Raw genomic sequence first — 13,348 nt, forward strand, 5'->3', positions numbered from 1 at the left:
CTTACTCACAATCATTAATAGGGTTAAACCGATGACAGATACAATTATGGAGCTAGAAGCTCGCTCTGCACCACAAAAAATTGCTGATCAACTTGCTGCTAATGCTGGCTTAACGAAAGAACTTGGTGAAAAACTACGTGCTTTCAAACCTAAATTTGTGATGATAGTGGGTCGTGGCTCATCAGATCATGCAGGTGTATTTGCTAAGTATTTGTTTGAAATTGAAGTGGGTATTCCTACTTTTGCCGCGGCGCCGTCAGTTGCCAGTGTATATGGTAAGTCATTACAGCTTGAAGGCGGACTCGTCATTGTTATCTCTCAGTCAGGCCGTAGCCCTGACATTTTAGCCCAAGCAAGAATGGCTAAAAATGCAGGCGCATTTTGCGTGGCACTTGTGAATGATGAAACAGCACCGATTAAAGATATTGTCGATGTGGTACTGCCACTGCGTGCAGGTGAAGAAAAAGCAGTAGCAGCAACTAAAAGCTATTTAGCGACGTTATCTGCCATTGTTCAATTAACAGCTGAATGGACTCAAAGCGAGTCATTAGCTGCTGCAGTTGATTCAATGCCATCTGCACTTCAAACGGCTGTTGATTCAGCGCCTCAGTTAACACCAGAATCATTAGAGGGTGTGAATAATTTAGTGGTACTCGGCCGTGGATTAGGTTATGCCGTGACAAAAGAAATTGCACTTAAAATGAAAGAGGTCTGCTCTATTCATGCCGAATCTTTCAGTAGTGCTGAGTTTTTACATGGACCAGTGACACTGGTTGAGAAGAAACTTGCGATTGTCGATGCTTGCATCAACGATGAATCTTACGAAAGCCATATTGAGCAGATTGAAAATGTGTCTCAGCGCGGCGCAGACTTAGTGCATTTAAATCAAACCTCAAAAGATATTCATCCACGTGTTGCTCCATTAGCATTATTGCAACGCTTTTACATTGATGTTGCTGCTGTAGCAGTTGCACGAGGTATTGACCCAGATCAGCCTGAAGGGCTTAAAAAAGTCACTCAAACCCTGTAAATTAAATTTTCACTGTCCTGTCCTGAGCTGAACCAAACTTAAGTTTAAGAATGTTAGGTTTAGCAACGTTAGGTTTAACAAAGTTAATAAGTGCCCTAAAGAGACACACTATGAAGCAAACTCTGATTGTAGATAAATATTTTGATGGCGAACAGTTTCAGCCAAGAGCTGCGATAACCGTTGAAAACGGTGTCATTTCAGCAATTAATCACATTGCTGATACCGGTCTAGATTTACAATTAGTGGATGAATACGCTTTAGAGAATGTGACTCATTTACAGGGTAAATTGGTACCAGGATTTGTTGATGTGCAAGTAAATGGCGGCGGCGGGGCACTGTTTAATGCTCAGCCTACGCTAGATTGCATTAAAACGATCGGTGCGGCCCATTCCAAGTTCGGCACCACAGGCTTTTTACCAACACTTATTACAGATAAAGTTGAAGTCATGGCAAAAGCGGCAGATGCAGTTGCTGAAGCGATTGCATCAAAAACTGTCGGCGTATTGGGGATTCACTTTGAAGGGCCGCATTTAAGTGTGCCGAAAAAGGGGGTTCATCCGCAATCGTTCATTCGAACCATTTCCGATGAAGAGTTAGCGATTTTTGCTCGCAAAGATTTAGGCATTAAAGTGGTGACTTTAGCGCCTGAAAATGTGTCTGCTGAGGTGATAAAAATCTTAGTCTCACATGATGTTAAAGTGTGTTTAGGTCATTCAAATGCCGATTACGATACGGTTGTAGCGGCACTAGAAGCTGGAGCTGACGGCTTTACTCATTTATTTAATGCAATGTCTGGTTTCGGTTCAAGAGAACCTGGCATGGTGGGTGCGGCGTTAGAAAGCGAACATGCGTGGTGTGGTTTAATTGTCGATGGTCACCATGTCCACAGCGCGACAGCGAAAGTAGCAATTAACGCTAAACCGCAAGGCAAAGTCATGCTGGTCACAGACGCTATGCCGCCGGTCGGCATGGATGATAATGCCAGTTTTGAACTATTTGGCACTGAGGTCATTAGACAAGGCGATAGGCTTAATGCAAAGTCAGGTGAACTGGCTGGCTGTGTGTTAGATATGGTGGGAGCAGTTAATAATAGTGTCAGTATGCTAGGTTTATCTCATGAAGAAGCACTTAGAATGGCATCACTTTATCCTGCTCAATACCTTAATAAAACAGAACTAGGCAAAATTGCTGTTGGTCAGCAAGCCGACTTTGTTCTGCTTAATTCGCAACAGACAGTGAGTCAAACTTATATCAAGGGTGAGCTGATTTATAGCGACGTTGCTTACACAGAATCTAACGTTCAAGGTGTTTAAGATGTCTAGCTCACTCACATCGCAACCTTTAACTAATGTTCAAGAAGGCCAAGACGTAAGGGCAAATACAAAAGCCAGTAAGCCGTCTAAACCGCGTCTTATGTCACTTGATGCTCTTCGTGGTTTTGACATGTTTTGGATTCTAGGTGGTGAAGGCTTATTTGCTGCATTACTCATGTTAACGGGCTGGAGTGGATGGCAATGGTTTGATGGCCAAATGCACCACAGCCAATGGCATGGTTTTACTTTTTATGATGTTATATTCCCTTTATTTATCTTCTTATCTGGTGTCGCTTTAGGCTTATCTCCTAAAAGGTTAGACAAGTTACCACTTTCACAACGTACCCCCATATATCGCCATGCGTTTAAACGCCTTGGTTTATTGATTTTATTAGGCGTTCTTTATAACCATGGATGGGGCACTGGCGCGCCTGTAGATCCTGAGCAGGTCCGATACGCAAGCGTGTTAGCACGTATTGGTTTCGCTTGGTTTATTGGTGCGATGCTTGTGTGGCACACAAGTTTACGAACTCAAATCATTAGCGCATTCGCCATTTTAATTGGTTATGGCTTATTGCAATTATTCATGCCGTTCCCTAACGGTCAAGCTGGCCAGTTTACTCAAACGGGTAGTATCAACGCATATATTGATACCTTATTCCTTCCAGGTATTTCCTATCAAAATCGAGCATTAGATCCTGAAGGTATTCTATCGACACTCCCTGCTGTGGTTAATGGTTTAATTGGCGTCTTTGTCGGACAGTATCTAGTAAAACAGCAACAAGCATTGAACAAATTGTCTGGCGAATGGGTAAAAGTCATAACCCTATTGCTCGTTGGTGCATTATTAATTGGTTTAGGTTGGTTAGTTGATATGATCATTCCAGTTAATAAAGACTTATGGACTAGCAGCTTTGTTTTGGTGACGTCTGGCTGGAGCATGGTATTTTTAGCGATTTTCTACGGCATCGTAGATGTCTTAAAGTGGCAAAAATGGTCGTTGGTATTTGTAGTGATTGGCACGAATGCGATTATCATCTATCTCGCATCTAGTTTAATGAACTGGCAGTATTTTGCTCAAAGTCTATTTGGTGGTGTAGTCAATGTCGCACCAGCTAGTTGGCAACAATTACTCTCAGTGATGAGTTTACTCGCTGTGCAATGGTTAGCCTTGTTATGGCTATATCAACGTAAGATATTTATTAGAATTTAAGAGCGACTGAAGTTATCTGCTTTAGTGGCGATTTAAGTGCTTGGCTTGTTTAGTAATTTCTCAAGCCTGATTTTCACTTGTTATGGTTCTACCAGTTAAAGGAATGACAGCGTTGTCTTTGTGGTGTTTATGTTTTAACATGAATTGCATATTTGCTATGAAATGAGTTAACAATTCGGCATCATAGCAATGCTAAAACCTCAATAACAATAAGACACATATGGGGCGGTAACGAGCGGTTATTGCCAGATATTAATGACAATAAGAAGCAGGTTTATGGAAACTACAATGAATAACAGCCAGCAAAAAAGCAGTGTACTGCCGATGGCGATTGTCGCCATTCTCTTTTTCGTACTCGGGTTTGCCACTTGGCTAAACGGCTCATTGATGCCGTACCTTAAACAGATTTTACAACTCACCCCATTTCAAGCTTCACTGATCTTATTTTCCTTCTATATTGCCGTGACCTTTACTGCACTGCCATCTGCTTGGGTTATACGTAAAGTGGGCTATAAATCTGGCATGGCCCTAGGCATGGGGATCATGATGATCGCAGGCTTATTGTTTATTCCAGCCGCTAAAACTCAGATATTTCCATTGTTCTTGTTAGCGCAATTAGTCATGGGGACTGGGCAGACTTTATTACAAACTGCGGTTAATCCTTATGTGGTTCGCTTAGGCCCAGAAGAGTCAGCAGCAGCGCGTGTTAGTGTGATGGGGATTTTAAATAAAGGTGCTGGTGTTATTGCGCCAATGGTATTTACTGCTTTGATTTTAGATAGCTTTAAAGACCGTGTTGGAACGACCTTAACTCAAATACAGATTGATGAAATGGCCAATAGTTTAATCCTTCCGTATTTAGGGATGGCGATATTCATTGGTGTATTAGCGTTTGCAGTGAAAAAATCACCTTTGCCAGAATTGGAGCAAGAAGCAGAGGAAGGTTCAGAGAAAGGGCAAATTAAAGAGGCCTTAGCACGTCCTAACTTGGCTTTAGGTGTGGTTGCATTATTTGTATACGTTGCAGTCGAAGTGATTGCTGGCGATACCATTGGCACCTACGCGTTAACCTTAGGCGTCGAAAATTACGGGGTAATGACCTCATACACTATGGTGTGTATGGTGATAGGTTACACGCTGGGTATTATCTGTATTCCTCGATTTATATCACAGCCTAATGCGTTACTGATTAGCGCAATACTAGGCGTAATATTATCATTAGGTATTGTGTTTGGTGACAGTGAATCTTTTACTATTGCTAATATAATATTAGTGCCGTTTGGTGGAGCTGAACTACCTGATACATTACTGCTTATTGCATTTTTAGGTCTAGCGAATGCTATCGTGTGGCCAGCAGTATGGCCTTTAGCACTCTCAGGTATGGGTAAGTTAACCAGTACCGGTTCTGCGCTACTGATTATGGGTATTGCTGGTGGCGCTTTTGGACCTGTGTTTTGGGGGCTAACAAGCTCTGCTACTTCTCTTGGTATGCAAGGCGGCTACTTAGTGATGATCCCATGTTACTTATTCATTTTATTCTATGCAGTCAAAGGTCATAAGATGACGAGCTGGAAATAAGACATTTGATAGTGATAAACGTGATAGTTCTAGTCCTGAAGTGATAAGTCAGGTCATCTAAATCAAGTTTATTTTATTCAATAAAAAGCCACTCGATTGAGTGGCTTTGTTGATTATTAATCATCATTTATTGATGATGTGATTAATCGACATTAGTGATTAGCAGGTTGCTCTAACTTCTCCATCACTTGCTTCAAGCTGAAGCTTGCCGCTTTTTGTCTTGGAGGGTATTCCTTAAATGTTTCAAGGAAAGTAGCAACATAAGCTTGCGCTGGTACTAACAAATATGCACGGTCAATCAACCAATCATAATAAGTGTTAGAGGTACGATCAGCTGTTTCGTATGGGTCCATACGCAGGTTAAATATTTTAGGAAGACGTAACTCAACAAAAGGTTCTGCCCAGATTTGAAGCGTACCTGTTACTCGCTGCTCTAAGAATACTGCTTTCCAGTTCTTATAACGTAGTGCAGCCAAGTCGCCATCATCAGTAAAGTAGAAAATTTCTTCACGTGGGCCCGCTTTCTCTTTACCTGTTAGGTAAGGTAGGAAGTTATAACCATCAAGATGGTTTTTAAACTTTTTACCATTTGCGCTGTAACCTTTCAGAAGTTTATCTTTAATTTTAGTATCACCAGCCGCAGCTGCGAATGTTGGCAGCCAATCCATGTGATGCATGATTTCGTTGGATACACTACCTGGTTCAATATTCCCTGGCCATCTCACCATAGCAGGAACACGGAAAGCGCCTTCCCAACTGGTATTTTTCTCACTTCTAAATGGCGTTAAACCTGCATCTGGCCAAGTGTTCATATGCGGGCCATTATCAGTTGAGTAAAACACAATAGTGTTATCTTTAATGCCTAAGTCATCTACTTTTTTCAGCAGCTCACCAACATGGTTATCATGTTCAACCATACCGTCAGCATAGTTGCTTAAGCCACTAGAGCCTTGTAACTCAGGTTTGATGTGAGTGCGGAAATGCATACGAGTTGCATTCCACCAGACAAAGAAAGGCTTCTTAGATTTTACGCTTTTTTCCATAAAATCAAGGGCTGCTGAGACGGTTTCGTCATCAATGGTTTCCATTCTTTTTTTACTTAGTGGGCCAGTATCTTCAATTTTACCATCAGCTGTAGATTTGATAACGCCACGTGGACCGAACTTTTTCAAAAACTCAGGATCTTTTGGGTAATCGACATTTTCAGGTTCTTCTTCAGCATTTAGATGGTACAAGTTACCTAAAAATTCATCAAAGCCATGCGCAGTGGGTAAAAACTCATCCTTATCTCCAAGGTGATTTTTACCAAATTGACCAGTAGCATAACCAAGAGGTTTCAATACTTCAGCAATAGTCGCATCTTCAGCTTGTAGGCCGATATCAGCACCCGGAAGTCCAACTTTACTTAAACCTGTTCTAAAAACACTTTGGCCAGTGATAAAGGTTGAGCGCCCTGCAGTACATGATTGCTCACCGTAGTAATCGGTAAACATCAGTCCTTCTTTAGCAATACTATCAATGTTAGGTGTTTTATAGCCCATCAAACCAAACGTATAAGCACTGACATTGGCTTGGCCAATATCATCACCCCATATAACTAATATATTTGGCTTACTGGCTGCAGCAGCGCTTGCTGAAAGCATACCTATAGTAACTGCAGTAGTTACTCCTAGGAACTTCTTGATTCTAACCATGTTAATTTCCCTATATGACTTGAAGATTGAAGTGGTACATAAACAACACTAAGTATTAACGTAACAGCTAAATTAGATATTTAACAAGTAGTAATAAGTGTTGTTTACATAAATATAGTGTAAATATGAATAAATATTTCACTGATGCGATAGTGTGACTAAAACAAGACTAATTAATCACCAATACAGGTTGATGACAGATTTAGATCACTATTAAAACAGAATGAGGGAAGGTGAGTTGTTTGCCAAGGTGCTTACTTAATTGCTTAGGCGTTGATTTGAATTATGTATGAGTGAGTTGTGAGACAAATTTTAGACACAAAAAAGCCACTCTATTGAGTGGCTGTTTTGTATATGGTGCCGGCACCAAGAGTCGAACTCGGGACCTACTGATTACAAGTCAGTTGCTCTACCAACTGAGCTATGCCGGCTTATCTTTTTAACAGTGACAACACTATTAAATAAATTGTGGTGCCCGAACCCGGAATCGAACCAGGGACACGAGGATTTTCAATCCTCTGCTCTACCGACTGAGCTATTCGGGCAACTAAACTAAAGCGTTAGTTATCTACTTCAAACTGACAATATACTTGGTGGTTAACACCTGTCTCGTTTGGAGTGCGCACATACTATAGTCATGGTTCTCATCGTGCAAGTGCTTTTTAGCACTTTTGAACCAATCAGCGCTTAAGCGGCGATATAATATGCAAGCTAGCGATGAAATGATCTCTTTGGGGAGCTTACGTGGTAAAAATAGAAGCATAAAGGCTACAGAGAGCAGGTAGTTTGTTACTCGGCTAATGATGACCTAAAGGCAATACCATATGTTAACTAATATTGAAGCGACTTTTTTGAAGTGGCTTTATTGAAGTGCTTATTCAGAGCCAGTATATGAGTATGCATTAATTAGCTAACTTGACTTGAGTGTTGAATAAAGAAAATGAGATAAGTGCTTTAGAGTTTTTATCTAAAAACAGATACAAAAAAGCCACTCTATTGAGTGGCTGTTCTGTATATGGTGCCGGCACCAAGAGTCGAACTCGGGACCTACTGATTACAAGTCAGTTGCTCTACCAACTGAGCTATGCCGGCTTATCTTTTTAACAGTGACAACACTATTAAATAAATTATGGTGCCCGAACCCGGAATCGAACCAGGGACACGAGGATTTTCAATCCTCTGCTCTACCGACTGAGCTATTCGGGCAACTAAACTAAGCGTTAGTTAACTACTTCAAACTAGCTGCTAACTCACTTGTTAGTGGCTGTGTCGTTTGGAGTGGGCACATATTATAGGGATGGATTTAAACACGCAAGTGGTTTTTTCAAACTTTTTAATTGTTCGCTTAGTTAGTATCCAAAATGGTGCTTTTTTGATGATTTTTACATAGAGGTTGAATCATTTCTTTCAATTCTAGTTCACTCTTCAGTTTGCGGTGGGAGTGACTATTTAGATGTTATGACAAAAGCATTTGGTTTCCATAAGTACAACCTTTCGAAAAAATAGGATGTTTTAGGTTCTATTTTGCGATTTTATTTTAGGGTTAAAGCTATAAGATAAACATCATCGAAATACAGAGGGACATGCTCGATGTTAGCAAATACTAAAAATGGCTATGGTTTAGTGACTATCATTATTCATTGGTTAAGCGCCTTAGCCATCATAGGTTTATTTGGCCTAGGTTTTTGGATGGTGGATCTGACTTATTACAGTAGTTGGTATAAAACAGCTCCCGATATTCACAAAAGTGTCGGTATTCTGCTACTGGGGTTAACCTTGCTAAGGGTTTTATGGCGCTTCTTTTCTGTTAAACCTCAACCTGAACAATCTCATAAGGCTTGGGAACAGGTTGCAGCTAAGTGGGCTCATCGAGTGTTGTACGCTTTAATGCTGTTAATAATGGTAAGCGGCTTTCTAATTTCAACTGCAGATGGCAGAGGTATTTTGGTGTTTGATTGGTTTGAAGTGCCTTCATTAGGCCGCTTTATTTCTAACCAAGAAGATATTGCTGGGCTAGTTCATCAGTATTTGGCTTATAGCTTAATTGCACTTGTTATCATCCATGCAGCTGGCGCGATTAAACACCAGCTTAAGGATAAAGACGGTACGTTAAGCAAAATGATTAAACCGATTCGAAAATAATTTAGCTCGGTTTGTTAGCTCAGGATAATGAGTCCGCTCGGTATACAAAGCTCGGTAAATAAAGTATTGGCAGTCATTGCGACTCAATATTTGATATACGATTAACTGAGTTTGATTTTATTTAGACAGACAACAGACTTTTATCAACAGATTTTATCAATACATTTAATCTACTAAAGATTTATATAAGGGAATAGCAAAATGAAAAAGCAACTTATTGGCACACTAATCGGTTCAGCACTTTTAATGCCACTGACAGCGAATGCTGCAGACTATGTTATTGATACTCAGGGAGCTCACGCTTCTATCCAATTTAAAGTCAATCATCTGGGTTATAGCTTTGTAGCTGGCCGTTTTAATGATTTTGGTGGTGATTTTAGCTATGACGCAGCGAACATAGCTGGTTCAGCTATTAACGTGACTATTAATACGACCAGTGTTGACTCTAACCATGCAGAAAGAGATAAGCATTTACGTGGCAGTGATTTTTTAAATACAGGTAAATTTCCACAGGCTGAATTTGCATCTACCAGTGTCGAAGATAAAGGTAATGGTCAACTTGTGCTGAATGGTAATTTAACCTTAAACGGTGTGACTAAACCGATTGCCATTGATGCAGCATTTATTGGCGAAGGCAAAGATCCATGGGGTGGATACCGTGCAGGTTTTGCAGGTACAACTGAATTTGCGATGAAAGACTTTGGCATCAAAATGGACTTAGGGCCAGCGTCTGCCAATGTGACTTTAGATCTTATTGTTGAAGGTATAAAGCAATAAATTTGATGTTGTTGCCAGAAGTCGAACGCTAACTGGTTATACAATAATGCCGCTTAACTTTATCCAAAACAGTAAAGCAATAGCGTCATTGTTGTGTCTTTATAGGTATTTAAATCACCATATAATAGCTATTTAATCAGTTTGATTTTACCGAATACATCTGCACTTTTATAACCTCGATTCATATCGCCATCAACCGCTTTTATAGGATGCGAACCGATAAAATTCTCTCTTTGCTTTGAACCATCATTGTCACAATAAGCGAGCATTAACCCCATAACTTTACCGGCAGTAAGCGTAATAGGTGACACTTGGTTATGTGCAAAAGCATCTAAACTATCATCATAGCTGTCAGGAAAGATGTGAATAGCCATCTCCCAGTATATCTTTTTAGGATTAATAGGATCACGAGTCCAAACTGTTTCGATATGTTCATTAAAGGTCATGGCTTGTTTAAGAGTAGAGAAATCCGCAACTTGTCGGTCTAACGCCACGTGATATGCAAACGCATTGTGGTTAAATTGATGCTCTCCACCTGATGCATCTTCATCTAAAAATACCTCAACAGTATCATCATCCCAATATAGAACAGTTGGATCAGCAGTTTGATCGAACAGTACGTCATCAATAATTTCTGCGAGTAAAAACAACTTATCTTCACGCCAGAGTAATTTGTATTGGCCACTGAAATCATCTGCAGAAATAGCAGGGCCGATAATCATTTGATCAATGGGGTGCCATTTAGCTTGCTGCCAGTCTGATTCGCTAGGGATGCCATCAAGAGTGATGTCACTATTGGCTCTATTAACCTCAATGATTTGATGGCTGTGTTCTTGATGCAATGTTTCAGTTGATAACTCGGCTGCAGCAACGGATAGTGTGCTAAAAAAAGGGCTTATAATTAATGCTAGGGCTACAGCGCTATGGTTAAATTTAACTCGGTTAAACATGCCTAAACTAGCAGTTGTCAGGTCATGATTTTGTTTATTGGGGATACGATAACGATTACTACACCATTCCATAGTTTTCTTGCTCCGAATTTGCATTTTATACTTTGTGATAAGTGTACTTGTGTTTAAAAATAACGTCACAGGCAGTCTATTCTATATGGTATTCGAATAAATAGATTAGATAATGCTAAAAGATAACAAACCCAGAAAGTGTTATCTAATCTATTGTTTTTAAATCATTAAATAATATCTATGCTCAGTTAATTAACAGAGGGTGCCAATGGGAGAGCAACCTCAATGCAATAATTTTGTTTTGGCTTTATCGCTAATATAAATTCGCCCTGTTGATTGATATGAAGTGGAATCCCATCAACTAACACTTGCTGCTCTGAGATATGTTCTTCACGTTTTACATTGAGTTTAATTGTTGATTGTCTAAACAGACGAGTGACCTCTAACTTGTCCCAAGCGCTCGGTAACTGAGGTTGAATTTTAAGACCGTCTTTAATCCCTTTTAAGCCAATTAATTGCTCGATGACGATTCGGTAAATCCATGCAACGGTGCCAGTATTAAATAATTGGCTGGATTTACCTGCATCTTCAGGGTATTGAAAGTAAGCGCCGCGATAATAATTAGGGATAAATACAGGCAGTTGACCTCGGGCGAGGGTATCGCTATCTGAGCTAGGATTAATCATGGTATTTAATAGCTCAAAAGCTGTGTCGGTTTCACCTCTCTCAAACAAAGCAAAAATATAAAATGCGCCAGCATGATTATAAACTGAGCCATTTTCGCCGGTACCAGGGAATTTTTGCGTAAGCCTACCGACTTCTTCATGCATATGGGTATAACTTGGCGCCAGCATCATCATTCCAAAGGGGGTTTGCAATTGTTGCTTGATTTGAGCCTGCATTAATGGCCATTGTTGCTCTGTGATGGCGCCAGAAAGCATGGAAAAACTTTGCGGGTTTAAATAGATTCGCCCTTCGGTATTTGCGCTGACACCGAAACAGTTGCCTGCATCGGTAATGCCTCGCGCAAACCATTCACCATCCCAACAATGTTGGTTAACATCTTGATTTAAAGTATTGGCTTGTTGTCGCCATTTATCTGCTTGCGCACTTTCCCCAACAGCCACACTGACATCGGCCCATAACTTCATACTGTAGGCGCTTGCAAGGCTTAACCAGCTAGAAACACCGATGCCTTTATAGCCAACCATATTCATCGGATCGCACCAATCACCTTGGTTAATATAATTCAGGCCTCTGCTATCTCTTTGTGACCATAAATAATCTAGGGCAAGGTTTATGTGTTCCAGCACGCTCACGCTATATTGATTATCTGAAAAGGGGATGTCTTGGTTAAGAAAGTCGTAATCACCAGTTTCATTTAAATAGGCTTCAATACAAATCACCAGCCAAACGCAATGATCTGTATGCGGGATTTGATTAATATACTTAAACTCTGAATCTGCATTTAACAAAACACCATCGGGCATTTCACCATTTTTATGTTGTTGTGACAGGGCTTTTATAAAGGCACTTTTGGTTTTATCAGGACTGATATACATCATCCCCATCGCATCTTGTAAGTAATTCCTAGTTTGCGGATCGGTGCTAAGGCGGTTGACATCACCATGATAAAAAACTTGCCTTGGCAGCCAATGATTAATGAAATTATCAAGTGCATTATTTGGGCTGCTAATTTCAAGTTTATTATCAGAAGTAGCAATATACTGCTGATATTTTTGTTTTGCCTTATTCAGTTTTTGTTCTGAACTGAGATACTTTTGTTTGAGCTGCTTAGCTTCCTTAGCATCTTTAACTGGGGCAAAGATAAAGTTAAATTGCGATGACTCTTCAGGGCTTAAGCTTTGCGTAAACTGCATTATGGCTGCAGGAGTTTGATAATGGGCAGGCTTAGAGGCTAAATGTTCATTTTTTATAGCATCAGGATTATTCAATCCGCCTTCACCTTCAAAAATAACTTGTCGAGTCTCGTAGCTGGTTGGGTTTCTATCACTGATAAAAACCGTGGTGTCCTTAAAGTCTTTTTGAACAGGGTATTGTTCAACTTTTTGATAAGGCGTGACTGATTCACACAAAATGCTAGTAAGCGTGTCATCAAATCTTGCAGATTGATTCATCCAGGACATGTAGCCGACAGGGAAATAACTGTAGATGCTTAAATCTCGAATACTATCAGCATGATTGGTGACGCTAAGTTGCCAAAGTTCGGCTGTATCTTCTGCAGTTAACGATAAGCTCAGGTGGCAAGTTAGATTTAAATGCTCCACTTTCCAACTAATTTTATGTTTATCGACGATAAACTCAAACTTACTGTGCGCTTGTTTTACTGGGGCATAAGGGACTGAAAATATCTCACCCGTTTGATTATCCTTTATGTAGAAAAAGCGCCCCGGATGGTGGCTAAAATAGGCGTGCTCAGGCTGCATAAATGTCTTGGCTTCAAGGGCGGGGCCATGAGCGTATTTAGCCGGTTCAGGCTGCATAAATTGAGCCACGGCATAACCTCGACAATTCATTTGAATCATCATGTTTTCATTCCACAGAAAACCACATGCATTTGGCATGCTGGTTGGGCTATGTAGACTGACAGCGCCATTTTGTTGGTTGTAAGTGATCAC

At 40.4% G+C, this 13,348-nt stretch carries 9 protein-coding genes and 4 tRNA genes; 6 read left to right on the top strand and 7 right to left on the bottom strand.

Annotated features, from left to right (window positions below):
• Positions 1–31: 31 nt before the first annotated feature.
• The 4 genes from nagB-II to nagP all read left to right on the top strand — a co-directional run bounded on the left by nagB-II (position 32) and on the right by nagP (position 5,134).
• Positions 32–1,030, top strand: coding sequence for a glucosamine-6-phosphate deaminase NagB-II (gene nagB-II / locus L2737_RS01895; RefSeq protein ID WP_102528681.1), 999 nt, complete (start codon positions 32–34; stop codon positions 1,028–1,030).
• Between the two features lie 110 nt (positions 1,031–1,140).
• A complete protein-coding gene (gene nagA / locus L2737_RS01900) occupies positions 1,141–2,343 on the top strand; it encodes an N-acetylglucosamine-6-phosphate deacetylase (RefSeq protein ID WP_248954561.1) in 1,203 nt (400 codons plus the stop codon).
• 100 nt (positions 2,344–2,443) lie between these two features.
• A complete protein-coding gene (nagX, locus tag L2737_RS01905; RefSeq protein WP_248954817.1) occupies positions 2,444–3,556 on the top strand; it encodes a transmembrane glucosamine N-acetyltransferase NagX in 1,113 nt (370 codons plus the stop codon).
• Positions 3,557–3,832: 276 nt separating this feature from the next.
• Positions 3,833–5,134 carry an N-acetylglucosamine MFS transporter NagP gene (gene nagP, locus L2737_RS01910; protein WP_102528679.1) on the top strand — a complete coding sequence of 434 codons (1,302 nt, stop codon included), beginning with the start codon at positions 3,833–3,835 and terminating at the stop codon, positions 5,132–5,134.
• A gap of 152 nt (positions 5,135–5,286) precedes the next feature.
• Here the strand turns inward: nagP and L2737_RS01915 are convergent, their stop codons facing one another.
• The 5 genes from L2737_RS01915 to L2737_RS01935 all read right to left on the bottom strand — a co-directional run bounded on the left by L2737_RS01915 (position 5,287) and on the right by L2737_RS01935 (position 8,034).
• Positions 5,287–6,777 carry an arylsulfatase gene (locus tag L2737_RS01915; protein ID WP_428848370.1) on the bottom strand — a complete coding sequence of 497 codons (1,491 nt, stop codon included), beginning with the start codon at positions 6,775–6,777 and terminating at the stop codon, positions 5,287–5,289.
• Between the two features lie 406 nt (positions 6,778–7,183).
• Positions 7,184–7,259: transfer RNA gene (locus tag L2737_RS01920), tRNA-Thr, on the bottom strand.
• A 38-nt stretch (positions 7,260–7,297) separates the two neighbouring features.
• Positions 7,298–7,373, bottom strand: a tRNA-Phe gene (locus L2737_RS01925).
• 471 nt (positions 7,374–7,844) lie between these two features.
• A tRNA-Thr gene (locus tag L2737_RS01930) sits at positions 7,845–7,920 on the bottom strand.
• 38 nt (positions 7,921–7,958) lie between these two features.
• Positions 7,959–8,034: transfer RNA gene (locus L2737_RS01935), tRNA-Phe, on the bottom strand.
• 384 nt (positions 8,035–8,418) lie between these two features.
• Between L2737_RS01935 and L2737_RS01940 the strand changes: the two genes are divergently transcribed.
• Together L2737_RS01940 and L2737_RS01945 are read left to right on the top strand one after the other, a co-directional pair.
• Positions 8,419–8,970 carry a cytochrome b gene (locus L2737_RS01940; protein WP_248954563.1) on the top strand — a complete coding sequence of 184 codons (552 nt, stop codon included), beginning with the start codon at positions 8,419–8,421 and terminating at the stop codon, positions 8,968–8,970.
• Positions 8,971–9,171: 201 nt separating this feature from the next.
• A complete protein-coding gene (locus L2737_RS01945) occupies positions 9,172–9,747 on the top strand; it encodes a YceI family protein (protein WP_248954564.1) in 576 nt (191 codons plus the stop codon).
• Between the two features lie 128 nt (positions 9,748–9,875).
• Here L2737_RS01945 and L2737_RS01950 read toward each other — a convergent pair whose 3' ends face one another.
• Positions 9,876–10,769 (bottom strand): sugar-binding protein, encoded by an 894-nt coding sequence (locus tag L2737_RS01950; protein ID WP_248954565.1) that lies wholly within the window; start codon positions 10,767–10,769, stop codon positions 9,876–9,878.
• 188 nt (positions 10,770–10,957) lie between these two features.
• Positions 10,958–13,348: a GH36-type glycosyl hydrolase domain-containing protein gene (locus L2737_RS01955; RefSeq protein WP_248954566.1), complete on the bottom strand. Its 2,391-nt coding sequence runs from the start codon at positions 13,346–13,348 to the stop codon at positions 10,958–10,960.

This window comes from Shewanella electrodiphila (genome assembly GCF_023283985.1).
Classification (GTDB): Bacteria; Pseudomonadota; Gammaproteobacteria; order Enterobacterales; family Shewanellaceae; genus Shewanella; species Shewanella electrodiphila.

Excerpts from the sequence above, each read along its gene's own strand:
- L2737_RS01915 (WP_428848370.1), bottom strand. The coding sequence starts at position 6,777 with ATGCTTTCAGCAAGCGCTGCTGCAGCCAGTAAGCCAAATATATTAGTT.
- nagX (WP_248954817.1), top strand. The coding sequence starts at position 2,444 with ATGTCACTTGATGCTCTTCGTGGTTTTGACATGTTTTGGATTCTAGGT.
- nagP (WP_102528679.1), top strand. The coding sequence starts at position 3,833 with ATGGAAACTACAATGAATAACAGCCAGCAAAAAAGCAGTGTACTGCCG.
- L2737_RS01940 (WP_248954563.1), top strand. The coding sequence starts at position 8,419 with ATGTTAGCAAATACTAAAAATGGCTATGGTTTAGTGACTATCATTATT.
- nagB-II (WP_102528681.1), top strand. The coding sequence starts at position 32 with ATGACAGATACAATTATGGAGCTAGAAGCTCGCTCTGCACCACAAAAA.
- L2737_RS01945 (WP_248954564.1), top strand. The coding sequence starts at position 9,172 with ATGAAAAAGCAACTTATTGGCACACTAATCGGTTCAGCACTTTTAATG.
- L2737_RS01950 (WP_248954565.1), bottom strand. The coding sequence starts at position 10,769 with ATGGAATGGTGTAGTAATCGTTATCGTATCCCCAATAAACAAAATCAT.
- nagA (WP_248954561.1), top strand. The coding sequence starts at position 1,141 with ATGAAGCAAACTCTGATTGTAGATAAATATTTTGATGGCGAACAGTTT.